The sequence below is a fragment of the Streptomyces sp. NPDC001020 genome, assembly GCF_053599115.1.
In genome coordinates, this window is sequence record NZ_JBSFLQ010000001.1 from 92825 (window position 1) to 118941 (window position 26117).

At 70.3% G+C, this 26117-nt stretch carries 19 protein-coding genes; 8 read left to right on the forward strand and 11 right to left on the reverse strand.

The genetic code is table 11. From position 1 onward, the window contains the following. The first annotated feature begins 24 nt into the window (after positions 1–24). Entirely contained in the window at positions 25–1758 is a 1734-nt protein-coding gene (locus tag ACWDEX_RS00465) for an ABC transporter ATP-binding protein (RefSeq protein ID WP_450460879.1), read from the forward strand. A gap of 5 nt (positions 1759–1763) precedes the next feature. Beyond that, on the forward strand, positions 1764–3680 hold the full coding sequence (locus ACWDEX_RS00470; RefSeq protein ID WP_450461103.1) for an ABC transporter ATP-binding protein: 1917 nt from the start codon (positions 1764–1766) through the stop codon (positions 3678–3680). Positions 3681–3714: 34 nt separating this feature from the next. On the opposite strand, the gene ACWDEX_RS00475 is transcribed toward ACWDEX_RS00470, so the two are convergent. The 4 genes from ACWDEX_RS00475 to ACWDEX_RS00490 all read right to left on the reverse strand — a co-directional run bounded on the left by ACWDEX_RS00475 (position 3715) and on the right by ACWDEX_RS00490 (position 9889). Continuing rightward, positions 3715–5034 carry an RNA polymerase sigma factor gene (locus ACWDEX_RS00475; RefSeq protein ID WP_450460880.1) on the reverse strand — a complete coding sequence of 440 codons (1320 nt, stop codon included), beginning with the start codon at positions 5032–5034 and terminating at the stop codon, positions 3715–3717. Between the two features lie 98 nt (positions 5035–5132). Further along, positions 5133–7037: a DNA primase gene (gene dnaG / locus ACWDEX_RS00480; protein WP_450460881.1), complete on the reverse strand. Its 1905-nt coding sequence runs from the start codon at positions 7035–7037 to the stop codon at positions 5133–5135. A gap of 104 nt (positions 7038–7141) precedes the next feature. After that, on the reverse strand, positions 7142–8407 hold the full coding sequence (locus tag ACWDEX_RS00485; RefSeq protein WP_450460882.1) for an NAD(P)/FAD-dependent oxidoreductase: 1266 nt from the start codon (positions 8405–8407) through the stop codon (positions 7142–7144). Positions 8408–8512: 105 nt separating this feature from the next. Next, the gene (locus tag ACWDEX_RS00490) at positions 8513–9889 is read right to left on the reverse strand and encodes a deoxyguanosinetriphosphate triphosphohydrolase (RefSeq protein WP_450460883.1); all 1377 of its coding nucleotides are present in this window, start codon (positions 9887–9889) and stop codon (positions 8513–8515) included. A 148-nt stretch (positions 9890–10037) separates the two neighbouring features. Here ACWDEX_RS00490 and ACWDEX_RS00495 point away from each other — a divergent pair, with 148 nt between their 5' ends. Both ACWDEX_RS00495 and ACWDEX_RS00500 read left to right on the forward strand, forming a co-directional pair. Beyond that, positions 10038–10736, forward strand: coding sequence for a SanA/YdcF family protein (locus ACWDEX_RS00495; RefSeq protein WP_450460884.1), 699 nt, complete (start codon positions 10038–10040; stop codon positions 10734–10736). A 2-nt stretch (positions 10737–10738) separates the two neighbouring features. Next, positions 10739–12208 (forward strand): membrane-associated oxidoreductase, encoded by a 1470-nt coding sequence (locus ACWDEX_RS00500; protein WP_450460885.1) that lies wholly within the window; start codon positions 10739–10741, stop codon positions 12206–12208. On the opposite strand, the gene ACWDEX_RS00505 is transcribed toward ACWDEX_RS00500, so the two are convergent. The 3 genes from ACWDEX_RS00505 to ACWDEX_RS00515 all read right to left on the reverse strand — a co-directional run bounded on the left by ACWDEX_RS00505 (position 12183) and on the right by ACWDEX_RS00515 (position 14513). After that, the gene (locus tag ACWDEX_RS00505; RefSeq protein ID WP_450460886.1) at positions 12183–13202 is read right to left on the reverse strand and encodes an intradiol ring-cleavage dioxygenase; all 1020 of its coding nucleotides are present in this window, start codon (positions 13200–13202) and stop codon (positions 12183–12185) included. The two genes, ACWDEX_RS00500 and ACWDEX_RS00505, sit on opposite strands and share 26 nt — an antisense overlap. A gap of 129 nt (positions 13203–13331) precedes the next feature. Continuing rightward, positions 13332–13742 (reverse strand): gamma-glutamylcyclotransferase family protein, encoded by a 411-nt coding sequence (locus ACWDEX_RS00510; protein WP_450460887.1) that lies wholly within the window; start codon positions 13740–13742, stop codon positions 13332–13334. 147 nt (positions 13743–13889) lie between these two features. After that, positions 13890–14513: an NADPH-dependent FMN reductase gene (locus tag ACWDEX_RS00515; protein ID WP_450460888.1), complete on the reverse strand. Its 624-nt coding sequence runs from the start codon at positions 14511–14513 to the stop codon at positions 13890–13892. 329 nt (positions 14514–14842) lie between these two features. Between ACWDEX_RS00515 and ACWDEX_RS00520 the strand changes: the two genes are divergently transcribed. Next, positions 14843–15364 (forward strand): hypothetical protein, encoded by a 522-nt coding sequence (locus ACWDEX_RS00520; protein ID WP_450460889.1) that lies wholly within the window; start codon positions 14843–14845, stop codon positions 15362–15364. Positions 15365–15476: 112 nt separating this feature from the next. After that, positions 15477–16118 carry a class F sortase gene (locus ACWDEX_RS00525; RefSeq protein ID WP_450460890.1) on the forward strand — a complete coding sequence of 214 codons (642 nt, stop codon included), beginning with the start codon at positions 15477–15479 and terminating at the stop codon, positions 16116–16118. Positions 16119–16122: 4 nt separating this feature from the next. Here the strand turns inward: ACWDEX_RS00525 and ACWDEX_RS00530 are convergent, their stop codons facing one another. Both ACWDEX_RS00530 and ppdK read right to left on the reverse strand, forming a co-directional pair. Continuing rightward, the gene (locus ACWDEX_RS00530; protein WP_450460892.1) at positions 16123–16905 is read right to left on the reverse strand and encodes a sulfite exporter TauE/SafE family protein; all 783 of its coding nucleotides are present in this window, start codon (positions 16903–16905) and stop codon (positions 16123–16125) included. A 184-nt stretch (positions 16906–17089) separates the two neighbouring features. Next, on the reverse strand, positions 17090–19831 hold the full coding sequence (gene ppdK / locus ACWDEX_RS00535; protein ID WP_450460893.1) for a pyruvate, phosphate dikinase: 2742 nt from the start codon (positions 19829–19831) through the stop codon (positions 17090–17092). A 607-nt stretch (positions 19832–20438) separates the two neighbouring features. Here ppdK and ACWDEX_RS00540 point away from each other — a divergent pair. Continuing rightward, positions 20439–22247, forward strand: a complete 1809-nt coding sequence (locus ACWDEX_RS00540; protein WP_450460894.1) for a hypothetical protein — start codon at positions 20439–20441, stop codon at positions 22245–22247. Positions 22248–22265: 18 nt separating this feature from the next. Here the strand turns inward: ACWDEX_RS00540 and dusB are convergent, their stop codons facing one another. After that, positions 22266–23423, reverse strand: a complete 1158-nt coding sequence (gene dusB, locus ACWDEX_RS00545) for a tRNA dihydrouridine synthase DusB (RefSeq protein ID WP_450461104.1) — start codon at positions 23421–23423, stop codon at positions 22266–22268. 118 nt (positions 23424–23541) lie between these two features. On the opposite strand from dusB, the gene ACWDEX_RS00550 reads away from it, so the two are divergent. Continuing rightward, positions 23542–24987, forward strand: a complete 1446-nt coding sequence (locus ACWDEX_RS00550; RefSeq protein WP_450460895.1) for an MFS transporter — start codon at positions 23542–23544, stop codon at positions 24985–24987. A 205-nt stretch (positions 24988–25192) separates the two neighbouring features. Here ACWDEX_RS00550 and ACWDEX_RS00555 read toward each other — a convergent pair whose 3' ends face one another. After that, a complete protein-coding gene (locus ACWDEX_RS00555) occupies positions 25193–26104 on the reverse strand; it encodes a helix-turn-helix transcriptional regulator (RefSeq protein WP_450460896.1) in 912 nt (303 codons plus the stop codon). Positions 26105–26117 lie beyond the last annotated feature (13 nt).

The following is a 26117-nucleotide window of genomic DNA, read 5'->3' on the forward strand; positions in this document are numbered from 1 at the left end:
GCCGACGACTCCGAGAGATCTCGCGTGCTCATACGACTTCTGAGGGCCCATCTGGGCCCGTACAAGAAACCCATAACTCTGCTGGTGCTGCTGCAGTTCCTGCAGACCTGCGCCACGCTCTATCTGCCCACCCTCAACGCGGACATCATCGACAACGGTGTGGTGAAGGGGGACACGGGGTACATCCTGAGCTTCGGCGGCCTGATGATCGGTGTCTCGCTGGGCCAGGTGGTCTGCAACATGGGCGCCGTCTACTACGGCGCCCGTACGGCGTCGGCGCTCGGCCGGGACATGCGGGCCGCCGTCTTCGACCGCGTGCAGTCCTTCTCCTCCCGTGAGGTGGGTCACTTCGGTGCGCCGTCGTTGATCACCCGGACCACGAACGACGTGCAGCAGATCCAGATGCTCGTCCTGATGACGTTCACCCTGATGGTGTCGGCCCCGATCATGTGTGTGGGCGGCATCGTTCTGGCGCTCGGCCTGGACGTCCCGCTGTCCGGTGTCCTGGTCGCGGTGGTCCCGGTGCTCGGCATCTGCGTGACGCTGATCGTGCGCAGGTTGCGGCCGCTGTTCCGCAGCATGCAGACCCGTCTCGACACGGTGAACCGGGTGCTGCGCGAGCAGATCTCCGGCAACCGCGTCATTCGCGCCTTCGTCCGGGACGGCTACGAGAAGGACCGCTTCAAGGGCGCGAACACCGAGCTCACCGAGGTCTCCCTCGGCACCGGCCGCACCCTGGCGCTGATGTTCCCCCTGGTGATGACCGTGGTGAACCTCTCGTCGATCGCCGTGGTCTGGTTCGGCGCGCACCGCATCGACAGCGGCGGTATGCAGATCGGCGATCTGACCGCCTTCCTCGCCTACCTCATGCAGATCGTGATGTCCGTGATGATGGCCACCTTCATGTTCATGATGGTGCCGCGCGCGGAAGTGTGCGCCGAGCGCGTCCAGGAAGTGCTCGGCACCGAGACGAGCGTCGTGCCGCCCACCGCGCCCGTCGTCGAACTGCGGCGGCACGGGCATCTGGAGATCCGTGGTGGCGGGTTCGGCTATCCGGGGGCCGAGGAGCCGGTACTCAAGGCCATCGACCTGGTGGCGCGGCCCGGCGAGACCACGGCCGTCATCGGGTCCACCGGCAGTGGCAAGTCGACCCTGCTCGGGCTGATCCCCCGACTCTTCGACGTCACCGAGGGCGAGGTGCTCGTGGGCGGGGTCAACGTCCAGGAGATCGAACCCGGGCTGCTGGCGAAGGCGGTCGGGCTCGTCCCGCAGAAGCCGTACCTGTTCGCGGGCACGGTCGCCAGCAATCTGCGGTACGGCAACCCGGACGCCACCGACGAGGAGTTGTGGCACGCGCTGGAGGTGGCGCAGGCCAAGGAGTTCGTCGAGGCGCTCGAGAACGGCCTCGACTCCCCCATCGCGCAGGGCGGCACCAATGTCTCCGGCGGCCAGCGGCAGCGGCTCGCCATCGCGCGCACGCTGGTGCAGCGCCCGGAGATCTACCTCTTCGACGACTCCTTCTCCGCGCTCGACTACGCCACCGACGCGGCGCTGCGCTCGGCGCTGGGGCAGGAGACCGCCGAGGCGACCGTGGTGATCGTCGCCCAGCGTGTGTCGACCATCCGGGACGCCGACCGGATTCTGGTCCTGGACGAGGGCCGGGTCGTCGGCGCCGGCCGCCACCAGGAACTGATGGCGAGCAACGAGACCTACCGGGAGATCGTGCTCTCCCAGCTCACGGAAGCGGAGGCTGCCTGATGGCCATGGGACGCATGATGGCCGGAGGGGGCCCCGACCAGCGCTCGATGGACTTCAAGGGGTCCGGAAAACGGCTCCTCGCCCAGTTCAAGCCCGAACGCGGCACGATGTACGGGATGCTCGCCTGCGTGGTGCTGAGCGTGGCCCTGTCCGTGGTCGGACCGAAGATCCTGGGCAGGGCGACCGACCTGGTCTTCGCCGGGATCGTCGGCCGTCAGATGCCGTCGGGGGTGTCCAAGGAGCAGGTCCTGGAGTCCATGCGGAAGCGGGGCGAGGGCGGCATCGCCGACATGCTCTCCGGGACGGACTTCACGCCGGGCAAGGGCATCGACTTCGGTGCCGTGGGGAACGTCCTGCTGCTCGCGCTGGTGACGTTCCTGGCCGCCGGCCTGCTGATGGCGGTCGCCACCCGGCTCTCCAACCGGGCCATCAACATGACCGTTTTCCGCCTGCGCGAGGCCGTGCAGGGGAAGCTGTCGCGGCTCCCCCTGTCGTACTTCGACCAGCGGCAGCGCGGTGAGGTGCTCAGCCGCGCGACCAACGACATAGACAACATCGGTCAGACGCTCCAGCAGTCGCTGGGCCAGCTCGTCAACTCACTGCTGACGGTCGTGGGTGTGCTGGTGATGATGTTCTGGGTGTCGTGGCTGCTGGCGCTGGTCGCGCTGGTTACCGTGCCGCTCTCCTTCTTCGTGGCCACGCGGGTCGGCAAACGCTCGCAGCCGCACTTCGTGCAGCAGTGGAGCACCACCGGCAAACTGAACGCGCACATCGAGGAGATGTACACCGGGCACACGCTGGTGAAGGTGTTCGGGCGCCAGAAGGAGTCGGCGCAGCAGTTCGCCGAGCACAACGAGAAGCTGTACGAGGCAGGCTTCAAGGCGCAGTTCAACAGCGGTGTGATGCAGCCGCTGATGATGTTCGTCTCCAACCTGAACTACGTGCTGATCGCGGTCGTCGGCGGTCTCAGGGTCGCCTCCGGCTCGCTGTCCATCGGTGACGTGCAGGCCTTCATCCAGTACTCGCGGCAGTTCTCGATGCCGCTGACGCAGGTCGCGTCGATGGCGAACCTCGTACAGTCGGGTGTCGCCTCGGCGGAGCGGATCTTCGAACTGCTGGACGCGGAGGAGCAGGGGGCGGACCCCGAGCCCGGGATGCGCCCCGACGAGCTGCGCGGACGCGTCGCGTTGGAGAACGTGTCGTTCCGCTACGACCCCGACAAGCCGCTCATCGAGGACCTGTCGTTGAAGGTGGAGCCGGGGCGGACGGTCGCGATCGTCGGCCCGACCGGAGCGGGGAAGACGACGCTCGTGAACCTGCTGATGAGGTTCTACGAGGTCACCGGCGGCCGGATCACGCTCGACGGCGTCGACATCGCCAAGATGTCCCGGGACGAGCTGCGAGCCGGGGTGGGGATGGTACTCCAGGACACCTGGCTGTTCGGGGGCACGATCGCGGAGAACATCGCCTACGGTGCCGCGCGCGAGGTCACGCGCGGGGAGATCGAGGAGGCGGCGCGGGCCGCGCACGCGGACCGGTTCATCCGTACGCTGCCGGACGGCTACGACACCGTGATCGACGACGAGGGCACGGGCGTCAGCGCGGGTGAGAAGCAACTGATCACCATCGCGCGGGCGTTCCTGTCCGACCCGGTGATCCTGGTGCTGGACGAGGCGACGAGTTCGGTCGACACCCGTACCGAGGTGCTCATCCAGAAGGCGATGGCCAAACTCGCGCACGGGCGGACGTCGTTCGTCATCGCGCACCGTCTCTCCACGATCCGGGACGCGGACACGATCCTCGTGATGGAGAACGGTTCCATCGTCGAACAGGGCGCGCACGAGGAGCTGTTGACGGCCGACGGGGCGTACGCGCGGCTGTACAAGGCACAGTTCGCGCAGGCCGTGGCGGAGGTCGACTGAGCCTTGGGGGGCCGCCCGGTGGGGCGGCTCCCGGTCAGTCGAGGTATCCCCTGAGCTGGTCCGCGAACGTGTGATCCCGCAGCTTGTTCAGCGTCTTCGACTCGATCTGCCGGATCCGCTCGCGGGTCACGCCGAAGAGGCGGCCTATCTCCTCCAGAGTGCGGGGGCGGCCGTCCATGAGGCCGTACCGCAGCTGTACGACCTTCCTCTCGCGTTCGCCGAGGGTGGACAGGACCGCCTCCAGGTGTTCCCTGAGCAGCAGGAAGGCAGCGGACTCGACCGGACTCGTGGCGTCGCCGTCCTCGATGAGGTCACCGAGGGCCACGTCGTCCTCCTCCCCCACGGGCGCGTGCAGCGAGACCGGTTCCTGGGCGAGCCGCAGCACCTCGCTGACGCGTTCGCCGGACAGGCCCAGGTGCGCGGCGACCTCCTCCGGCGTCGGCTCGTAGCCGCGTTCCTGGAGCATGCGGCGCTGGACGCGGACGACGCGGTTGATCAGCTCCACGACGTGGACCGGGACGCGGATGGTGCGGGCCTGGTCGGCCAGGGCGCGCGACATGGCCTGACGAATCCACCAGGTCGCGTACGTCGAGAACTTGTACCCGCGGGCGTAGTCGAACTTCTCGACGGCCCTGATCAGACCGAGGTTCCCTTCCTGGACCAGATCGAGCATGGTCAGCCCGCGGCCGACGTACCGCTTGGCGACGGAGACGACGAGCCGCAGGTTGGCCTCGATGAGCCGCCGCTTGGCCATCCGCCCCATGACCACCAGCCTGTCGAGGTCCAGGGCGAGTCGGGTGTCCAGGTCGGGGGTGTTGCCGAGCTTCTCCTCCGCGAAAAGTCCGGCTTCGACGCGGCGGGCGAGTTCGACCTCCTCGGCGGCTGTGAGCAGGGGAACGCGGCCGATCTCGCGCAGGTACTGACGGAACAGGTCCGAGGAGGGGCCGGTGTCGGCGTGGCCGCGGAACGGGTCGACGGGCTCGGGCGTCTCGCCGGCCTCGACGGTCTCCACGGCGCCGGTGGGCCGGCCCTGCGGTTCCGGCTCCGGCTCCGTCTCGGGATGGTGCACGAGCCTGCTCTGCGCCGGCATGGCCGGGAGGACGTCGGTCTCCGCGTCCGGCTCGTCCGTACGGGTGTCGGTCTGGGTGAGGGTCTGGGTCTGCACGGGGGCGACCTCCAGGAATGTCGCTGCCAAGGCATGCAACAGCGGTACGTCGGGGATGGGGCCGACGGGTCCGCCCGCCGGGCATCCCGAAGTCATCGAGCGGAGCCGCGAGGTGCCGGACCCGCCGTGTGCGGGTCGGCCGCGCTCCGAGGACTCAGGAACCGGAATCCAGTGTGGGGTACGACACATCGCCGCCACGAGGGGCGTGCGACCACTTTTTGAGTCCGGTCCGTGACCGCGCGGTTACTCAGGTCGTCCCGGAGGCACAGCCGCTCGCGCGCTCGGGCTCAGAGCGCCGCCGCGCCCCTCTCCCGCAGGGCCTGGTCGTACTGCTGCAGAACCCACAGTTCGTTCTGGACCGCGGACAGGTGGGCCGGGTCCCCGTGGGAGCCCAGGCGGGTCAGGGAGCTCTGGACGTCGCGGACGCGGCGCTCGACCGCGCGGCGGCGGACCGTGACGAGCACGGTGCCCGCGTACGCCTCGTCCACCGTCCGGCGCATGATCGCCTCGACGGCGAGTTCCGTGACCATGGCGCGGACCGTGTCGTCGGGGGCCGCCTCGCGGACGCGGATCAGGTACTCCTGCGGGTCCTGTACGCCGTACTCCGCCCCGCCCGACTCCAAAATCGCCTCACGGACGGCCGCGTACGGTGCCGCAGTGAACTCGTCGACGCCATAGGCGTCGAAGGCCGGGGAGACCAACTCGGGCTGCTGGAGGGCGAGTTTGAGCAGCTCGCGCTCGGTCGCGTAGACCGGGTTGCGGAGGTTGAGCGCCGGGCCCGTCACGGTCGGACGCGGGGTCGCCTCGTACGGCCGCGCCGGGCGCTGCCCGCTCGGCGCCGGACCCCTGCCGCCCCGCTCACGCGCCCAACGGGCCAACTGCGCCACCCGCTTGACCACGAACTGCGTGTCCAGGATGCCGAGCATGCCGGCGAGCTGCACCGCGACCTCGTGCTGGGCGCCGCTGTTCTTGATACGGGCGACGACCGGAGCCGCCTCGTCGAGCGCGGCGGCACGGCCCGCGGGGGTTTCGAGGTCATAGCGGCCGACGATCTGGCGCAGCGCGAACTCGAACAGCGGCGTCCGGGGGACGACCAGGTCGGCGACGCTCTCGTCACCCTTGGCGAGGCGCAGCTCGCAGGGGTCCATGCCGTCCGGCGCGATCGCGATGTACGTCTCGGCGGCGAACTTCTGGTCGTCCTCGAAGGCACGCAGGGCCGCCTTCTGGCCGGCCGCGTCACCGTCGAAGGTGAAGATCACCCGCGCCGAGCCGTTGTCCATCAGCAGCCGCCGCAGGATCTTGATGTGTTCACCGCCGAAGGCCGTTCCGCAGGTCGCGATGGCTGTGGTGACACCCGCGAGGTGGCAGGCCATGACGTCGGTGTAGCCCTCGACCACGACCGCGCGGCTCGCCTTCGCGATCTCCTTCTTGGCCAGGTCGATGCCGTAGAGGACCTGCGACTTCTTGTAGATCGCCGTTTCGGGGGTGTTCAGGTACTTCGGGCCGTTGTCCGCCTCGTACAGCTTGCGCGCGCCGAAGCCCACCACGTCCCCGCCGATGTCGCGGATCGGCCACATCAGCCGGCCGCGGAAGCGGTCGATGGGGCCTCGGCGGCCCTCCTGGGAGAGGCCGGAGAGCAGCAGTTCCTTGTCGCTGAAGCCCTTGCCGCGCAGATAGCGGGTGAGGTGGTCCCAGCCCTGGGGGCTGTAGCCGACGCCGAAGTGCACGGCGGCGGCCTGGTCGAAGCCGCGCTCGGCCAGGAATTTGCGTCCGGTGTCGGCCTCGGGGCTGCTGCCCAGCTGTTCGGCGTACCACTGGGCGGCGAGCTGGTGCGCCTCGACCAGGCGGATGCGCTCGCCGCGCTGGTGGGTGGGGTTGTACCCGCCTTCCTCGTACCGCAGCGTGATGCCCGCGCGGGCGGCGAGGCGCTCGACCGCCTCCGAGAAGGAGAGGTGGTCGACCTTCATCACGAAGGTGATGGTGTCGCCGCCCTCTTGGCAGCCGAAGCAGTGGAACAGGCCCTTGCTCGGGCTGACCTGGAAGGACGGCGACTTCTCGTCGTGGAAGGGGCACAGCCCCTTCAGGTTCCCGCCGCCCGCGTTGCGTAGCTGGAGGTATTCGGACACGACGGAGTCGATCGGGACCGCGTCCCGTACCGCCTTCACGTCCTCGTCGTTGATCCGTCCTGCCACGAGGAGATTCTACGGGGGAGCGCAGACATGCACGCGGCTCGTGCCGCGCTCCGGAAGAAGGCGGGGGACCGTGCTGACAGACCCACGGACACCCCGCCGGACGCCTAGGCGGACAGAGTCTCCAGCGGTACCCCCGGGTCCGCGAGCGCTTCCGGATCGACCACGGTCCTCGCCTTGATCAGGGCCTGGATCCGCTCTGTGACGTCCCACACATTCACGTTCATCCCGGCCAGCACTCTCCCCTCCTTCAGCCAGAACGCGATGAAGTGCCGTTTGCCGGCGTCGCCCCGGATCACCACCTCGTCGTACGACCCGGGCGGTGCCCACCCCGAGTACTCCATCCCCATGTCGTACTGGTCCGAGAAGAAGTACGGCACCCGGTCGTACGTCAGCTCCCGCCCGAGCATCGACCGGGCCGCCGCCGGGCCGCCGTTCAGCGCGTTCGCCCAGTGCTCCACACGCAGCCTGGTGCCGAACAGCTCCAGGGGGAAGGACGCCACGTCACCGGCGGCGTAGATGTCGGGGTCGGAGGTGCGCAGCCGTGTGTCCACCGCGATGCCGCCCCCGTGCGCACGGTCGGCCAGTTCCAGCCCGGCCGCCTCCGCGAGAGCCACTCGTGGCGCCGCGCCGATCGCGGCGAGCACGCCGTGCGCGGGATGTTCCTCGCCGTCGTCGGTGCGGGCGGCCAGCACCATGCCGTCCTGGCCGATGATCTCGGTGAGCCGGACCCCGAAGTGGAAGCGGACGCCGTGTTCGCGGTGCAGTTCGGCGAAGAGGTTGCCCAGCTCGGGGCCCAGGACCCCGTGCAGCGGGGTCGGCTCGGGCTCGACGACGGTGACCTCGGCGCCGTACACGCGGGCCGCCGCCGCCACCTCCAGGCCGATCCAGCCGGCGCCCGCGATCACCAGGTGGCCGTTGTCCCGGCCGAGCGTGGCCAGGACGCCCTTGAGGCGCTCGGCGTGGGCGAGGCGGCGCAGATGGTGGACGCCCGCGAGGTCCGTGCCCGGGATGTCCAGCCGCCGGGGCTCGGCGCCGGTGGCGAACAGCAGCTTGTCGTAGTGGACGAGCGTCCCGTCATCGCCGAAACGGACCGTCTTCGCGGCACGGTCGACGGCGTCCACGGTCTGACCGAGGTGCAGTTCGACGTCGTTGCGCGCGTACCAGGCGGGCTCGTGCACGAAGACGCTGTCGCGCTCCTCCTTGCCGAGCAGATAACCCTTGGACAGGGGCGGCCGCTCATAGGGGCGGTCGCGTTCGTCGCAGATCAAGATCACGCGGCCGGTGAAGCCCTCCGTACGGAGCGTCTCGGCCGCCTTCGCGCCGGCCAGACCTCCTCCCACGATGACGAACGTCTGATCCGCGTCGACCACTTGATGCCTCCTGGTGATGATGTCGCCGTTGTGCGAGCGTCCCGCACGGAGCGTGATGCGGGAAGAGGTAGTGGCCCGATCAGGCCACGCTGGGTCACATACAGGTCACAGGCGCCCCGTCAGTCTCGCGTGCAGGGAGCGTGCCGAGGCGTCCGTGAGCGAGGCGATCTGGTCGACGATCACCCGCTTGCGGGCGCGGTCGTCGGCCGCCTCCTCGAACAGTGCCCGGAACTGTGGATCGAGCCCGTGGGGCGCGCGGCCGGTGAGCTCCTCGGCGAGCTCGGCGACCACGACGCGCTGGTCGGCGCGCAGCCGTTCCTGCTCGGCGCGCTGCATCACGTACCGGTCGGCGACCGCCTTGAGGACCGCGCACTCCATGCGGGTGCTGCGCGGTACGACGAGTTCGGCGGTGTACCGGGTGAGGCGGCCGCTGCCCGACCCCGTGCCCGGACGGGCTGGGCGGTGCCCCCATGCCGCCCAGGTAGCGCCCTCCGCGGCCAGGCAGAAACGGCCGATGAGCTGGCTGGTGGCGTCCTTGAGGCGGGCCTGGGCGACCGCCGAGCCGTCGTAGCCGTGCGGCCACCACTCCTGGGCGAGCAGCCGGTCGAGGGCCTCGGCGAGTTCGTCGGGGTCGGTGTCCGCCGGCACGTACCGCCCGACGGCGACGGCGAAGACCGCCTGTCGCTCGGGCTCGGCGTGCAGGCTGGCCGGGTCGATGTGACCCGCGTGCAGGCCGTCCTCCACATCGTGCACCGAGTAGGCGACGTCGTCGGCCCAGTCCATGACCTGGGCCTCGAAGCACGCGCGGTGCGCGGGGGCGCCCATGCGGACCCAGTCGAAGACCGGCCGGTCGTCCTCGTAGACGCCGAACTTCGGGGACTTGGGGTCGCTGGGGTGGGCGCCGCGCGGCCAGGGGTACTTGATGGCGGCGTCGAGAACGGCGCGGGTCAGGTTCAGGCCCACGCTGACGAGTTTCCCCGTCGCCGCGCTGCGGACGAACCGTTTCGGCTCGATACGGGCGAGCAGGCGCAGGGACTGGGCGTTGCCCTCGAAGCCCCCGCAGTCCTCCGCGAACTCGTTCAGCGCCTGTTCGCCGTTGTGCCCGAAGGGCGGGTGGCCGAGGTCGTGGGAGAGGCAGGCGGCCTCGACGAGGTCGGGGTCGCAGCCGAGGGCGGCGCCCAGCTCGCGGCCGACCTGGGCGCATTCCAGCGAATGGGTGAGCCGGGTGCGGGGGGTGGCGTCCCAGGCCTGCGCCCGACCGCCGGTGCCCGGGGTGACGACCTGGGTCTTGCCCGCCAGCCGGCGCAGTGCGGCCGAGTGCAGCACCCGCGCGCGGTCGCGCTGGAAAGCGGTGCGGCCCGGACGCTTGTCGGGCTCGGGGGCCCAGCGTTCGACGGCCGCCGCCTCGTACGCCGGGCCGATCGTCGAGCCGGTCTCCTGCCGCGTAGAGGTCTCGTAGGCCTTCGGTGCAGTCCCGTCCATGACCCGACAGTAATCGCAGCAGGGGACAATCGGGATGCGGGCGCCCGTATCCGGCGGGCGAGGCGATGTCCCTCGTGTGCCGCGCGAACCGGATCATCGTCCGGCGCGTCTTCATGGGTGTTACCACCGACCCCGGGGGATGTGTTCGATGCGCCTGCCGCGCCTGACGCTCCGCAGACCGCGCCTGCCGCGCACCCGTGCCGGGCAGCGCAGGGCCGTACAGCTCCTGATGCTCCTGTGCGTGCTGGCGCTGCTGCCGGCGACGTGGCTGTTCCTGGCGACGGGCGACCGGCTCTACACGACGAAGGGCGCGCCTCGCACCGAGGTCGCCGTCGTCTTCGGCGCCGGTCTGTGGAACGGCGGCGAGCCGTCGCCGTACCTCGCCCACCGTCTGGACGCGGCGGCGCGGCTGTACCGGGCGGGCCGTATCGAGGTCGTTCTCGTCACCGGCGACAACAGCCGCGAGGACTACGACGAACCGGACGCCATGCGCGCCTACCTGACCAGGCACGGCGTGCCGAACGGGCGCATCGTCAGCGACTACGCGGGTTTCGACACCTGGGACTCCTGCGTCCGCGCGAAGAAGGTCTTCGGCGTCGACCGCGCGGTCCTGATCACCCAGGGCTTCCACATCCGCCGCGCGGTCGCCCTGTGCCAGGCGGCGGGCGTGACCTCGTACGGCGTCGGTGTCGACGCCAAGCACGACGCGACCTGGTACTACGGGGGAGCGCGGGAGGTCTTCGCCGCGGGCAAGGCGGCCCTGGAGGCCCTGTTCCGGCCGGATCCGACGTTCCTCGGCCCGAAGGAGCCAGGGATCGCCAAGGCGCTGGCGGCGGGGCGGGGCTGACCGTGGAGATCACCGACCTGACCCCGGCGGAGCGCCGCGTCTGGGAAGCCTTCCCGCTCGGCGCCACGGTCGACTTCCGCGAAGGCGCCGACGACGACGCGGCCCAGGGCACGTCCTGGGGTCCCGAGCGGACCGTCCGGGCCGAGGTGCTGCGGGCGCTGCTGCTCGGCGGGCCCACCCGGGGCGGCGAGATCGCCGGACTGAAGATATGGGGCGCTCGGATCACCGGGGTGCTGCATCTGATGTACGGGACGATCGACCATCCCGTCCGGCTGCGGTCCTGTCATTTCGAGGGGGTCCCGAACCTGTACGGGGCGCGGATCCCCGCGCTGGTCCTGACCGACTCGGTGCTTCCGGGGCTCACCGCGGGAACGCTCCGCGTCGACGGGGTGCTGCGGCTCACCTGCTGCCGGATCTCGGGCCCGGTACGGCTCGCGGGCGCGAAGCTCTCCGGTGCGGTCTTCGTCAACAAGGCGCGGCTCGGCAGCCCCGACGAGGCCGCCGAGGAGCCCGTCCTCCAGCTCAACCACGCGGAGGTGGGCACGGACGTGTGGGCCGTCGGGCTCACCGCCCACGGCCAGGTCCGGTTGAAGGGGGCCACCGTCGCCGGGCAGGTCAACCTCAACGACGCACAGCTGCACGCCCCCGGTGACACGGCCCTTGAGGCCGAGACTCTGACTCTTGGCACAGACCTGCTCGCCAAAGGGCTACGGGCAAAGGGGCTGGTCAACCTGAAGGGCTCCCGGATTCCGGGCCAGCTCGTTTTCACCTACGCCAGCCTGTCCCACCCGGACGGCCAGGCCCTGCGCGCCAGCAGCTGTGTCATAGGCGAACTGTGGCTGCGCGATGCCGCGCCCGTCGAGGGCGCCGTGAACCTGCGCCGCACCCAGCTGGACCTGCTGCACGTCCCGCCGGAGTTCTGGCCCCGGCAGGTCCGGATGGACGGCCTGAGCTACCGCGTGCTGGCCCCGCACCTCCCCGCCGAAAAACGCCTCCCGCTGCTGGAGCGCGAGGCCGACGGCTATCAGCCGTACGCCTACGAGCAGTTGACCGCGGCGTACCGCACGGCGGGCGACGAGGCGGCGGCCCGCACCGTCCAGCTGGCCAAGCTCCGCCGGCACCGCCGCACGCTGCCGGCCTACGCCCGGCTGTGGGGCTATGTGCAGGACGCGGCGGTCGGCTACGGCTTCCGCCCGATGCGGGCCGCGAGCTGGCTGCTGTTGCTGCTGTGCACCGGCACGGTCGCCTTCGCCCTGCACCACCCGCCCGCGCTGAAGCCCTCCGAGGCACCCGGCTTCAACCCGCTCTTCTACACCCTCGACCTGCTCCTGCCGATCATCGACTTCGGGCAGGCGGGGGCGTTCGCGCCACGCGCCGGATACCAGTGGCTGTCGTATCTGCTGATCGCCACCGGCTGGATCCTGGCGACGACGATCGCGGCGGGCATCACGCGTTCCTTGTCGCGCCAGTAGTCGCCACGGCGGCGGTGGAGGCCTCGCGGGGCGGCGCGGAAGTCGACGGCGGGCCGCCGCCCGGCGACGGGGTGCCCGACGGCGAGGAACGCGAAGCAGTCGGCGGGGCACTCGACGGCGAGGAGCTCGGAGGCGAGGAACTCGGCGGGGAACTCGGCCGGGCGGGGCTTTCGCCGTCGACCTCCGCCCCGGCGTTCTCCCGCGTCGGGTCGATCCCGACGGTCAGCGTCGCGACGAACCCCGCGTCCGCGTTCCCGGCGACATGCATCAGGCCGTCCCGCTCACCGCCCCCGTGATACACCGTGTCCTGCGCGAGCCGCGCGCTCGTCCCGATGTGCTCGGTGTACGGGGCCTTGGCGAACACCGCGTCGGCGTACCGGTCGTCGAAGAAGAGCTGTCCGGTCCAGTTGACCCTGCCGCCCTCGTAGGTGCGGCCGGTCTTCCTGCCGCCGGTGTGCACCTTGACGTAGATGTGGGGGGCGCGCGACTTGTACCAGCCGGGGAAGATCGTCCTGAACTCGGCGACTCCGTCGGCGCCGGTCCTCTGGTAGCCGCGCAGATACGTCTCGGGGTTCGCGCCGCTGGCGTCCGCGTCGGCGGCGGGCACCGTGCCGCCCGGAGGCAGGGCCGTGTAGCCGGAGAAGTAGCCCCAGGCGTCGGGCTGCCAGATCTCGACGAACGCGCCCTTCAGGGGTGCGCAGGTGTGGGGCTGGTCGCGCACGGTCAGCCGTACCGTGAGCGGAACGCCCTTCTTGCCCTCGGTGATGTCCCTGCGGAAGAGCGCGCCCTCCAGGTAGTAAGGGCCCTCCGTGGTGCTCGGGTTGAGCATGCACAGTTCGGCGTCCGGGGCGGCGTTCGACGCGTCGTCCGGCGCCGACGCGGGCGAGCCGCGGTCCGAGGAGGTGCAGGAGGCGATACCGAGTCCCAGGACCGCACCCGCCGCGGCGCCGCCCAGCGCGAGCGCACGCCGCCGGGTGATGTCGCTATCGGTCATGGCCGGGACCCTAGGCGCGACGACCGGGCGCCGGGCAGGGGCGCACGGAGGCGGTCGCCCGCACGAGCGACGCGGGCGCCCGACTGCCGCTACGACGCCATGTCCGGGGCGGCCGTTGCCTACCGGGCCTCAGCGCCGGGCGAGCCAGTCCCCGCCCTCGATCGGTCTGCCGTGCGCTCTCAGTCGTGCAGCGACGGCGGGCGCGGCGAGGTACACCCAGGCCCGCACGGTCCTGCCGTCGGCGGCCGTCACATCCCGGGCCACTCGCTCGTACAGGCTGCGGGGATCGCCCGGCACGTACTCCTCCAGGCGGTCCAGCGCACCGAGCAGTTCCCCGTACGCCTCGGGCAACGCGGTGACGATCTCTCCGCTGACCGTGCCGCCCTCCTCCGCCACGGCGTACGGGTATCCGGGACCTTCGTACAGAACGGCCCCGGGCAGCAGCCCCGGCTCTTCGGACCGGACACGGCCACGCAGGAGGCGGTCGTGGTTGCGCTCGCCGGGGCGCAGGGTCCCGTAGACGAAGAACGGCAGTCTCACGCGCCCGCTCCCCGGATGGTCACGACGGTCGGGCCGCGTGGCACTTCGGCCTCGATACGGTGGGTGAAGATCCTCGGCGGTCCAGCCATGGGGGTCCTCAGATCGACTCCATTCTCACGGCTGAAGGCCTTCGGGCTCCGCAGAAGGCTAACCGGCGTACGGCCTCTTCTCCTTCGCCTCCCGCAACGCCTTTGCCCACCAGATCAGTTGGTCCAGCATCACCTTCACCGCCGCATCCGGACCGGCCGCGTCACGCGGGTTGCCCTCCTCGTCGAACGCCGCGCTCCCGCCCATGAACGACACGGTGTCCCGCACCGTCACCGCGTGCAGTTCCGCGAAGACCTGGCGAAGGTGCTCCACCGCGCGCAGGCCGCCGGAGATGCCGCCGTAGGAGGCCAGGGCGACCGGCTTGGCGCGCCACTCGGAGAAATGCCAGTCGATCAGGTTCTTCAGGCCGGCCGGGAAGGAGTGGTTGTACTCGGGAGTGAGGACGATGAAAGCGTCGGCACCGGCCAGTTTGGGGGTGACGTCGGCGAGCGCGGCCGTCGCCTCCGGGGACGGGGTCAGGGTCGTGGGCAGCGGGACCTCGGCCACGTCCACGACGTCGAGCACGAGGTCGTCGCGTTCGCGGATCCGGCCGAGCAGCCACTTCGCGACGACGGGACCGAAGCGGCCGTGCCGGTTGCTGCCGATCACGACGGCAACACGGACAGGGGACGAGACGAGGGACGAGACAGGGGACGAGACAGGGGACTCTGTGGCGGTGTTCATGCAGACCAGCCTGATACCTCAACCATTCTTGAGGTCAAGTGGCAGCATGCGTCCACCCCGCACCGGACCCCGATTCACCCTTTCACAGCCACCCCTCCCCTCATCGGGCTTCCTTTTGCCGCTCATCATCCGCACACCGGTGACCTGCCGGAACGCCTGGCCCTCACGCCTCTCGGGCCGCTTCACCGCCACCCGTTCACCGTATTTCTGACGCTCCGTCAACGAGCGGGCGCGGTCGAGTGCCCTTTACCTCGAAAGGGCAGGGGTACGACCGACGCAGCGGCACACTGGGGGTGTCGCGGGCCGTGCCCCCTCCAAGGAGCGCCACGATGCGACGTACGGCCCGCCTGCTGACCGGTACCGCGATCACCGTCGCCGCGGGCCTCGGGGCCGTTCCCGCGTACGCCGAGGGCGCCGGGCAGCTTGAGATCCTTCCCTCCAGCGTCGTGCCGGGAGCCCATGTCACCGTGAACACGGCGGCGTGCGGCGCGGACGGATTGGCGACGGGCGACGCCACCGCGGTCGGCGCCGGCACCTTCACGCTCGCGCCCAGCACCCACGAGAAGGACATGATCGGGCAGTTCAGGGTGCCGCCGAGCGCTCAACCGGGCACGTACGAGATCGTCGCGAAGTGCTCCAGAGGCCGGCAGGCGACCGTGACCGGCGACCTGACGGTCACCCTGACCGCGGCCACGGACGGAACGCGTCCGCGGGGAAGCGTGAAGACGGGGGTCGGCGGCGCACTCGGCGCCGACCCCGTGCGGACCGCGGCAGGCGTGGCGGCTCTCGCCGTCGCCGCCGCGGGCGGTACCTGGCTCCTGCATCGCCGCGCGAGAGGCGACGGGATCTGACGGACACCCTCCGCTGTCCGTCCGCCGGTACCGCCGTCCCCTCCCCTCCGGGTCCGACGCCCCTCGCGGCCCGGAGGGGGCACGGGACGCCGTGTCCACGAAGGAGGCACACGTGAGCAAGGCCGGCAGCCCCGGCGGAGTCGGCAACGCCGCCATAGCCTCCGCCACGGCGATAGCCCTCTGCGGCGGTGCGTGGCTGCTGCACAGTGCCGCGGAGAGCAGCCACGCGCCACCGCAGCCGTCGGCCGCGCAGGCGTCCACGGACGCCGACCGCGAACGTTCCGCCGCACCCGCGCTGCCGCCCTCCCCGCCTGACCGCATCCGCATACCGTCGATACGTGTGGACGCCCCTCTGACGGGCCTCGGCCTGACCAAGGCCGGCAACCTCGACGCCCCGCCCTCCGACCAGAAGAACCTCGCCGGCTGGTACGAGTCCGGCACCACCCCCGGCGACACCGGCACCGCGATCATCGACGGGCACGTCGACAACGCCCAGGGCCCGGCCGTCTTCTACGACCTCGGCGCCCTGGCGAGGGGCAGCACCATCGAGGTCGACCGCCGCGACGGCTCGACGGCCGTCTTCACGGTGTACGCGGTCGAGGTCTACGAGACGAAGGACTTCCCCGACGACAGGGTGTACGGGGCGGCGAAGCGCCCCGAGCTGCGCGTGATCACCTGCGGCGGCGGTTACACGAAGACGACGGGCTACCAGGGGAACGTCGTGGTGTTCGCCCACCTCACCGGCAGCCGCTGACCGCTCAGCGCAGCCACTGCTGGTAGGCGAGGTTCGCGACCAGCGCGAACACCACCGTCAGCAGCACGATCCGGACGAACCCGCTGCCCTTCTTCAGCGCGGTGCGCGCGCCGAACATGCCGCCCGCCAGGTTGAAGACCGCCATCACCGCGGCCAGCTGCCAGAAGACGGTGCCCTTCCAGGCGAACGTGGCGAGGGCGCCGGCGTTGGTGCAGCAGTTGACGATCTTTGCGGTGGCGGAGGCGGTCACCAGGTCGAAGTGGAGGACAGCGGTGAGCGCCAGGATGAGGAAGGTGCCCGTGCCGGGGCCGATGAGACCGTCGTAGAAGCCGATACCGAGGCCCGCCAGACCGATCGCGGCCAGCACGCGGCGCGCGGAGACCGGCGCGGTCGAGGGAGCCGTCCCGAAGGCGGGCCGCAGGATCACGAAGGTCCCGACAGCGAGCAGCACGACCATGACGACCGGCTTGAGGACGTCCGTGCTCATCCCGGCGGCCACCATGGCCCCGCCCGTGGACCCGGCGAGCGCCGCGAGCCCGATCCGCACGGCCATGGCCACATCGACCGGCGCCCTGCGCGCGTACGTCACGGCCGCGCCCGTCGTACCCACGATCGCGACCGCCTTGTTGGTGCCGAGCGCGAACTTCGCCGCGGTGCCGCCGGGCAGGGCGAGCAGCAGGACGGGAAGCAGGAGGAGCCCTCCACCGCCGACCACCGCATCGATCCAGCCGGCCGCGAACGCGGTAAGACAGAGGACAACGACCATGGTCAGCGATATGTCGGGCATGATCACGACACTAAGGAGCGGAGAAGCGCACGGTCCATGAACCTGAGCGTCTTCTGAGGTTGGGAACGGGAGAGGGCGGCACCCCCCGCACAGGGGTGCCGCCCTCTCCCGGCGGTCCGGGGCCGTCGTCGTGTCGGTGAGGGTCAGGATGACCGCCGACGGCCCCGGAGGTTTCAAGGAACGGTCAGCGGTGGTCGCTGCCCTGCGCCTGCGATGCCGCCCGTCCGGCCTCCAGACGGGCCACCGGGATACGGAACGGCGAGCAGGACACGTAGTCAAGACCCACCTCGTGGAAGAAGTGGACCGACTCGGGGTCACCGCCGTGCTCGCCGCACACGCCCAGCTTCAGGTCGGGGCGCGTCGCCCGGCCCGCCTTGGCCGCGTCGCGGACCAGCTTGCCGACCCCGTCCTTGTCGATCGTCTCGAACGGGCTGACGCCGAAGATGCCCTTCTCCAGGTAGGAGGTGAAGAACGAGGCCTCCACGTCGTCGCGGCTGAAGCCCCATACCGTCTGGGTCAGGTCGTTCGTGCCGAAGGAGAAGAACTCCGCCGCCTCGGCGATCTGGCCGGCCGTCAGCGCGGCACGCGGCAGCTCGATCATCGTGCCGATCGCCAGCTTCAGCTCGGTTCCGGCGGCCGCCTGGACCTCGGCGATGACCCGGTCGGCCTCCTCACGCACGATCTCCAGCTCCTGCACGGTGCCGACGAGCGGGATCATGATCTCCGCGCGGGGGTCGCCCTTCGCGCCCTTGCGATCGGCCGCCGCCTCGGCGATCGCACGCACCTGCATGGCGAACAGGCCCGGAATGACCAGCCCGAGGCGCACACCGCGCAGACCCAGCATCGGGTTCTGCTCGTGCAGGCGGTGCACGGCCTGGAGCAGGCGCAGCTCGTTCTCGTGCGGCTCCTGACGGGCCTCCGCCAGCGCCACCCGCACCGAGAGCTCGGTGATGTCGGGCAGGAACTCGTGCAGCGGCGGGTCCAGCAGACGGACGGTCACCGGGAGCCCGTCCATCGCCTCGAACAGCTCCACGAAGTCCTTCTTCTGCAGCGGGAGCAGCTCCTTGAGTGCCTCCTCGCGCTCGGTCTCCGTGTCCGCCAGGATCAGGCGCTCGACCAGCTCGCGCCGGTCACCGAGGAACATGTGCTCGGTGCGGCACAGGCCGATACCCTGCGCGCCGAAGCGCCGCGCCCGCAGCGCGTCCTCGGCATTGTCCGCGTTCGCGCGCACCCGCAGGCGCCGCTTGCGGTCGGCGAACGCCATGATCCGGTGCACGGCCTCGACCAGCTCGTCGGCGTCGTCGGCGCCCGCGTGCATCCGGCCCTCGAAGTACTCCACGACCGGCGAGGGAACCACCGGGACCTCGCCCAGGTACACCTTTCCGCTCGACCCGTCGATCGAGATGAGGTCGCCCTCCTCGACCACGCGGCCGCCCGGCACGGTCATCCGCCGGCGCTTGGTGTCGACCTCCAGCTCCTCCGCGCCGCACACGCACGTCTTGCCCATGCCGCGCGCGACGACGGCCGCGTGGGAGGTCTTGCCGCCGCGCGACGTCAGGATGCCCTCAGCGGCGATCATGCCGTCGAGGTCGTCCGGGTTCGTCTCGCGGCGCACCAGGATGACCTTCTCGCCCGAACGCGACCACTTCACCGCTGTGTACGAGTCGAAGACCGCCTTGCCGACCGCCGCGCCCGGCGAGGCGGCGATGCCCCGGCCGACCTGCTCGACCTCCGCCTTCTCGTCGAACCGCGGGAACATCAGCTGCGCCAACTGAGCGCCGGTGACGCGCTGCAGCGCCTCGGCCTCGTCGATGAGCCCCTGGTCCACCAGCTGGGTGGCGATGCGGAAGGCGGCGCCCGCCGTGCGCTTGCCGACACGGGTCTGCAGCATCCACAACTGGCCGCGTTCGATGGTGAACTCGATGTCGCAGAGATCCTTGTAGTGGTTCTCCAGCGTCTCCATGATCTGCATCAGCCGGTCGTACGACTTCTTGTCGATACGCTCCAGCTCGGCCAGCGGGACCGTGTTGCGGATGCCCGCCACCACGTCCTCACCCTGCGCGTTCTGCAGGTAGTCGCCGTACACGCCCTGGTGGCCGGAGGCCGGGTCGCGGGTGAACGCGACGCCCGTGCCCGAGTCGGGGCCCAGGTTGCCGAAGACCATGGAGCAGATGTTCACGGCCGTACCGAGGTCGTGCGGGATGCGCTCCTGGCGGCGGTAGAGCTTGGCGCGGTCGCCGTTCCACGAGTCGAAGACCGCCTTGATGGCGAGGTCCATCTGCTCGCGCGGGTCCTGCGGGAAGTCCCGCCCGGCCTCGGTCTTGACGATCTTCTTGAACTTGGTGACCAGCTTCTTGAGGTCCGCGGCCTCCAACTCCGTGTCGACCGCGACTTTCTTGGCCTCCTTGGCCGCGTCCAGCGCGTCCTCGAAGAGGTCGCCGTCGACGCCGAGGACCGTCTTGCCGAACATCTGGATGAGGCGGCGGTAGGAGTCCCACGCGAAGCGCTCGTCGCCGGCCTGCTTCGCCAGGCCCTGCACGGACTTGTCGGAGAGACCGATGTTCAGGACCGTGTCCATCATGCCCGGCATCGAGAATTTCGCACCGGAACGCACCGAAACCAGCAGCGGGTTGTCGGCCTGGCCGAGCTTCTTGCCCATCCGCTTCTCGAGCGCGGCGAGGTGTGCACTCACCTCGTCACGCAGTGCCGCCGGCTCCTCACCACTTTCGAGGTAGACCTTGCACGCCTCGGTGGTGATGGTGAAGCCCGGAGGAACGGGCAGGCCCAGGTTGGTCATCTCGGCGAGGTTCGCGCCCTTGCCACCAAGGATGTCTTTGAGGTCCTTGTTGCCCTCGGTGAAGTCGTAAACGAACTTCACGCCCTCGACACCCTTTTCAGTTACGTGGTGATCAATGTTTTCCGACACGGGTCTCGACTCCTCGAGGACGCAGTGGCTGCCCTGACGGCGAGGAACATACCCAGATCGAAGGCATCTGGGTACGTCCACTTGCGCGTCATGCGCATGCAACCACCCGTCCGCCACTGGATCGAAAGTCAAGGCTTGGCAAGCGATTGGCGGCGAATGTTTTCACTTCTTGAACGCAACACCACTCAAAGACGCTCCTTTTCGCTCACATGAGCACCTCTCGCCACGTCTGATTTCGATCGATGAACGATCAAAGGGTGGCACTGAGTGCCACCCTTTGGAGAAGTACAGACTGTCAAGATTCGCTCATCTGAGCGGGGCCCTTATCAAGGGTGGCGAGAATCACGCTATCCGGGGCGGTCGGATTTCACCATCCGGACGCACCCCGGACGCATCCCGGACGGCAAACCGAGGGTCGCGTACGTGCCTGCCGACACGGCGACGGACCACCGGCCGCCGCCGGTCCGCTGACCGCCGGGTGTTTGCCGGGCGCCGGCGCGGGCGGTTGAACGCACGCACCGGGCCGCCCGTACGGGATGGCGGCGGACCCGGCTTCCAGGCACGGCCCGCCCCTCCAGCACGGGCTTCGCACGGAAGGACCCCCGGGTTGTCTCCCAACGCACGCCAACGACCGACGACGGACAAGGCTGGGACGGCCGGATCGTCGGCGGAGCCCGAGCCGACCGCCGAGAACGCCGAGTCGGCACCTGGTACCGCGCCGGAGCCTCCCGTACGCTCCCGCCCGGGCCGCCCGCGCCTGCGCACCTGGCGTGCCGGCCACCCCGCGGCCGCCCATGCCCTCGGCGCAGCCGTCACCGTTCTCGCCGGCGTCCTCGTCGTCGTCTCGCTCCTCATGCCCAACCGGCCCGAGGCACTGCGGATCGCGGAGTTCACGCGGCTTCCGGTGGAGGCGTTGCTCGGAGCCGCCGTGCTGACCGTGCTGCCGCGGCGGCTCCGGCTGGTCGTCGCCTGGGCGGGCGGGTTCGTGCTCGGTGTGCTGACCGTGCTCGATCTGCTGGACATCGGCTTCCACCAGTACCTCGGCCGCGGCTTCGACATCCTCCTCGACTGGCCGCTGTTCGGCGACGCCTACGCCTACCTCAAGGACACGCTGGGCGGTACGGGCGCTCTCGGTGCCCTCCTGGCGGCCCTCGCACTCGTCCTCGCCCTGCTCGTCCTCACGGCGCTGGCCGTCGTCCGGCTCGGCAACCTCATGGCCCGGAACCGGGACATCACCACCCGTACCGTCCTGGTGCTCAGCCTGGTGTGGATGACGTGCACGGCCCTCGGCCTGAAGGTCGGCGGTGTTCCACTGGCCTCCGAGCGCGCCGTCACCCTGCTCGAGGACCGCAGGAAGGGCATCCAGGAGACCATCCGCGACGAGCGCGCGTTCGCGAGGACCGCCAAGGCGGACGCCTTCGGCGCCACCCCGGGCTCCCAGTTGGTTCCCGACCTGCGCGGCAAGGACGTCATCTTCACGTTCATCGAGAGCTACGGCCGCAGCGCGATCGAGGACCCGGCCATCGCGCCCGGCGTCGACAGAACCCTCAGCGACAGCACCACGGCCCTGGCCAAGGCCGGCTTCCGAGCCAAGAGCGGCTGGCTGACCTCGGCCACCTACGGCGGCAGTAGCTGGCTGGGCCACTCCACGTTCCTGTCGGGCCTGTGGATAGACAACCAGAGCCGCTACCGCACCGTCACCTCGGGCGACCGTCTCACCCTCACCGGGGCGTTCCGGAAGACCGGCGCCTGGGACACGGTCGGCATCATGCCCGGTGTGCAGAAAAGCTGGCCGGAGGCCCGCTTCTACGGCCTCGACACGGTCCGCGACGCCTTCCGGCTGGGCTACAACGGCCCGAAGTTCAGCTGGTCGACCATGCCCGACCAGTACGCCCTGGAGGCCTTCCAGCGCCTGGAGCACGGCAGGAAGCGCGACAAGCCGCTGATGTCGGAGATCATCCTGACCTCCAGCCACCAGCCCTGGGCGCCGGTCCCCAAGATGGTCGGCTGGGACCGGCTGGGCGACGGTTCGCTCTTCGACGCCATCGAGAGGGCGGGCATCAGGCCCGCCGACGTCATCACCGACTCCACCCGGTCGAAGGAGGGGTACGGCAGGTCCGTCCAGTACTCGGTCACCAGCCTGACCCAGTTCCTGGAGCGCTACGGGAACGACGACACGGTGCTGGTCTTCCTCGGCGACCACCAGCCGATCTCCCGCGTCAGCGGCGACCACGCCAGTCGTGACGTGCCGTGCGCGATCGTCGCCAAGGACCCGAAGGTGCTCGACAAGATCGCCGACTGGGGCTGGTCCGACGGTCTGCGGCCCGCGCCGGGCGCCCCGGTGTGGAAGATGAGTTCGTTCCGCGACCGCTTCCTGACGGCATACGGCTCGACGCCACACCCGTCGAAGGGCTGACGCCCGCCTGGGCCGGGTTCAGCCCCCGGACGTGTCCAACTCCGCGTCCTCGCCGACCCCCGCGCAGTCGTACGGGTCCTTCAGCCACCCGTCCGGCAGCACCACCCGGTTGTTGCCGGACGTACGGCCACGGGGCCCGTCGGCGCCCGTCGGCCAGGGCTGGTCGAGGTCCAACTCATCCAGCCCCGAGCGCAGTTCCTCCAGCGAGGACGTGATCGCGAGCCGCTTGCGCATTTCCGAGCCGACCGCGAAGCCCTTCAGGTACCAGGCCACGTGCTTGCGGAAGTCGATGACCCCGCGCGACTCGTCACCGATCCACTCGCCGAGCAGGGTGGCGTGCCGGACCATGACGTCCGCGACCTCACGCAGCGTCGGGCGGGCGAAGTCGTCGCGCCCCTCGAAGGCCGCCACCAGATCGGCGAACAGCCACGGCCGACCCAGGCAGCCGCGCCCCACGACCACGCCGTCGCAGCCGGTCTCGCGCACCATCCGCAGCGCGTCCTCGGCCGACCAGATGTCGCCGTTGCCGAGCACCGGAATCTGAGGCACGTGCTCCTTCAGTCGGGCGATCGCGTCCCAGTCCGCCGTGCCGCCGTAGTGCTGCGCGGCGGTGCGGCCGTGCAGCGCGATGGCCGTGACGCCCTCCTCGACGGCGATCCGCCCGGCGTCGAGGAAGGTGAGGTGGTCGTCGTCGATGCCCTTGCGCATCTTCATGGTGACCGGGAGGTCACCCGCGCCGCTCACGGCCTCGCGCAGGATCGCCCGCAGCAGGTTGCGCTTGTAGGGCAGCGCGGAACCGCCGCCCTTGCGGGTCACCTTCGGTACCGGGCAGCCGAAGTTCAGGTCGATGTGGTCGGCCAGGCCCTCCTCCGCGATCATGCGGACGGCCTTGCCGACGGTCGCCGGGTCCACGCCGTAGAGCTGGATCGAGCGCGGCTGTTCGGTCGCGTCGAACCTGATCAGCTGCATGGTCTTGTCGTTGCGCTCGACCAGCGCCCGGGTAGTGATCATCTCACTCACGAAGAGGCCCTTGCCCCCGCTGGCTGCACCCGTCGAGTCGCCTCCGGCGAAGGACCTGCACAGCGTGCGGAACGGCGCGTTCGTGATCCCGGCCATGGGCGCGAGGACGACGGGCGGCTGGACGGAGTGCGGGCCGATCTGCAAGGTCGGGTTCATGGGCGTGGGCATTCCCCCATTGTCACGCACGCCGAGGGGTACTCGACGCGGGTGCGCAGGTGATCATGTAGCAGCCATTAGTTAGACACACTATTGATGTGAGCGTACGGTGGTTCCCATGCCGGAGCGCAGTCACCGACGAAGCCTGCTGATTCTCGCGATCTGCTGTATGAGCCTGCTGATCGTGAGCCTCGACAACACCATCCTGAATGTCGCACTGCCCTCGATGCAGAAGGAACTGCACGCGAGCGTGGCCGGACTGCAGTGGACGATCGACGCGTACACGCTCGTCCTGGCCTCACTGCTGATGCTCGCGGGCTCCACCGCCGACCGGATCGGCCGCAAACGCGTCTTCATGGCGGGTCTCGTCGTCTTCAGCCTCGGCTCGCTGCTGTGCTCGCTGGCCCCGAACCTGGAGTCGCTCGTCGCCTTCCGCATGGTGCAGGCGGTGGGCGGTTCGATGCTCAACCCGGTGGCCATGTCGATCATCACCAACACGTTCACCGACGCGCGCGAACGAGCCCGCGCCATCGGTGTGTGGGGTGCCGTGGTCGGCATATCCATGGCCGCGGGCCCGCTGGTCGGCGGGCTGCTGGTGGAGTCCGTCGGCTGGCGGTCGATCTTCTGGGTCAACCTGCCCGTCGGCCTGGCGGCGATCCTCCTGACCCTTCGCTTCATTCCCGAGTCCCGGGCCCCGAAGCCCCGCCGCCCCGACCCGGTCGGCCAACTGCTGGTGATGGCCCTGTTCGGCTGCCTGACGTACACGATCATCGAAGCCCCGAGCTCCGGCCTCGCCACGATCCTGCCGTTCGCCGTGGTCGCGTTCGTGGCACTGCTGGGTCTGCTCCGGTACGAGCCGCGCCGCGCCGAACCCCTCATCGACCTTCGCTTCTTCCGCTCCGCGCCGTTCAGCGGGGCCACGATGATCGCGATCAGCGCGTTCGCCGCGCTGGGCGGCTTCCTGTTCCTGTCCACGCTCTACCTGCAGAACGTGCGCGGTCTGAACGCCCTGCACGCGGGCCTGTGGATGCTGCCGATGGCGGCGCCGACCTTCCTGTGCGCACCACTGTCCGGCCGGCTGATCGGCAGTCGCGGCCCGCGCCTGCCGCTCCTGATCGCGGGCTGCGCGATGACCGCGGGCGCCGCACTGTTCGCCGCCTTCCAGGCGGAGACGTCGAACATCACGCTCTGCGCCGGGTATGTGCTGTTCGGCATCGGGTTCGGCTTCGTCAACGCCCCCATCACCAATACAGCGGTCTCCGGGATGCCCCGCGCCCAGGCCGGAGTCGCCGCCGCCGTCGCCTCCACCAGCCGTCAGCTCGGACAGACTCTCGGCGTCGCGGTGATCGGCGCGGTGCTCGCCTCGGGCGTGGGCTCCTCGCCGTACCGGGACGCCTTCGTCGCCGCCGCCCGCCCCGGCTGGTGGATCATCACGGGCTGCGGTGTCGCGGTGCTGGCCCTGGGCGCACTCACCACCGGCGGGTGGGGACGGCGCACGGCCGAGCGGACCGCCGAGCGGCTGAAGTCGGCGGAGGTACGGGAAGCCGCCGGCATCTCCGCGTAGGCACCAGGCCTTACGACCTGGGGGGGCCATAGGGAGTGGGTGAAGGAGCGGCGTCCGGTGCGGTCGATCGCAAGGCGCCGGAAGGTCCTCGTAGCGGAGCTACTAGGACATTTCGGCAACGCCGCTGGGGGTCCCCCCTGCTCGAAGAGCTTGGGGGAGGCCGTGCGGGGCGTCGCGACGCCGCTCCCTATTGCCCCCCAGGTCGTTACGGCATGCCCCGCTCCAGCGCTATGGCCTGGAGCTTCTCCAGCCTCTTGCGGGACTCCTCGTCGACGGGCGCGTACGTGACCATGCGTGGCCCCTGGTGCGGCCCCAGCCACAGGTCCGTGTGGTCCACCGACAGCAGACCCACGTGGGCGTTGCGGAACTGCTTCCGCCTGCTGCGGGCATCCACCACCTCGTGCCGCTCCCAGGCCTCACGGAACTCGGCTGACTCGGCCGTCAGCCGCTTGAGCAGCATCTTCCAGGCGGGCTCGCCGAGGTGGCCGGCCATCGAGGCACGGAACTTGGCCGCCATCACCCGCATGACCTCCTCGAGTTCGATGACCGACGCCCGCCAGTCCGGGTTCGTGAAACACAGCACCATGACGTTGCGGTCCGCGGGCGCGACGGCGTCCAGGTCGCACAGCAGCAGCCCGTACGTGCGGTTGTAGGCGAGGACGTCGTACCGGCTGTTCTGGATACAGGCCGGGATCGGCTCGAGTTGCTCCAGCAGGGCACGCTGGGCGTCGGTGACCGACGGACAGGACGCGCCGGGGGTCGGGTCGGTGGCGCCGGCCAGCTGGAAGAGGTGCGCCCGCTCACTGGCGTCGAGCAGCAACGTGCGGGCCAGCGCGTCGAGGACCTGGACGGAGACCTGGATGTCCCGGGCCTGCTCCAGCCAGGTGTACCAGGTGACGCCGACCGCGGAGAGCTGCGCGACCTCCTCGCGGCGCAGCCCGGGGGTGCGGCGGCGCCGACCACGGGGCAGTCCGACCTGCTCGGGGGTGATGTGCTCGCGGCGGTGTCGCAGGAACGCGGCCAGTTCGTGCCGCCGGATCTCGACCGCGTGTTTCGTCTGTCCCTCCGCTGCCCGTACCTCCCGGACCGCTGCCGTCTCGTGCACCATGGTCGCCATGCCCCCAGCCTCT

Coding starts and splice junctions, on each gene's coding strand:
- ACWDEX_RS00475 (WP_450460880.1), bottom strand. CDS start 5,034: ATGTGTCGTACCCCACACTGGATTCCGGTTCCTGAGTCCTCGGAGCGC.
- ACWDEX_RS00520 (WP_450460889.1), top strand. CDS start 14,843: ATGCGACGTACGGCCCGCCTGCTGACCGGTACCGCGATCACCGTCGCC.
- ACWDEX_RS00470 (WP_450461103.1), top strand. CDS start 1,764: ATGGGACGCATGATGGCCGGAGGGGGCCCCGACCAGCGCTCGATGGAC.
- ACWDEX_RS00515 (WP_450460888.1), bottom strand. CDS start 14,513: ATGAACACCGCCACAGAGTCCCCTGTCTCGTCCCCTGTCTCGTCCCTC.
- ACWDEX_RS00505 (WP_450460886.1), bottom strand. CDS start 13,202: ATGACCGATAGCGACATCACCCGGCGGCGTGCGCTCGCGCTGGGCGGC.
- ACWDEX_RS00530 (WP_450460892.1), bottom strand. CDS start 16,905: ATGCCCGACATATCGCTGACCATGGTCGTTGTCCTCTGTCTTACCGCG.
- ACWDEX_RS00550 (WP_450460895.1), top strand. CDS start 23,542: ATGCCGGAGCGCAGTCACCGACGAAGCCTGCTGATTCTCGCGATCTGC.
- ACWDEX_RS00490 (WP_450460883.1), bottom strand. CDS start 9,889: ATGGACGGGACTGCACCGAAGGCCTACGAGACCTCTACGCGGCAGGAG.
- dusB (WP_450461104.1), bottom strand. CDS start 23,423: ATGAACCCGACCTTGCAGATCGGCCCGCACTCCGTCCAGCCGCCCGTC.
- ACWDEX_RS00495 (WP_450460884.1), top strand. CDS start 10,038: ATGCGCCTGCCGCGCCTGACGCTCCGCAGACCGCGCCTGCCGCGCACC.
- ACWDEX_RS00555 (WP_450460896.1), bottom strand. CDS start 26,104: ATGGCGACCATGGTGCACGAGACGGCAGCGGTCCGGGAGGTACGGGCA.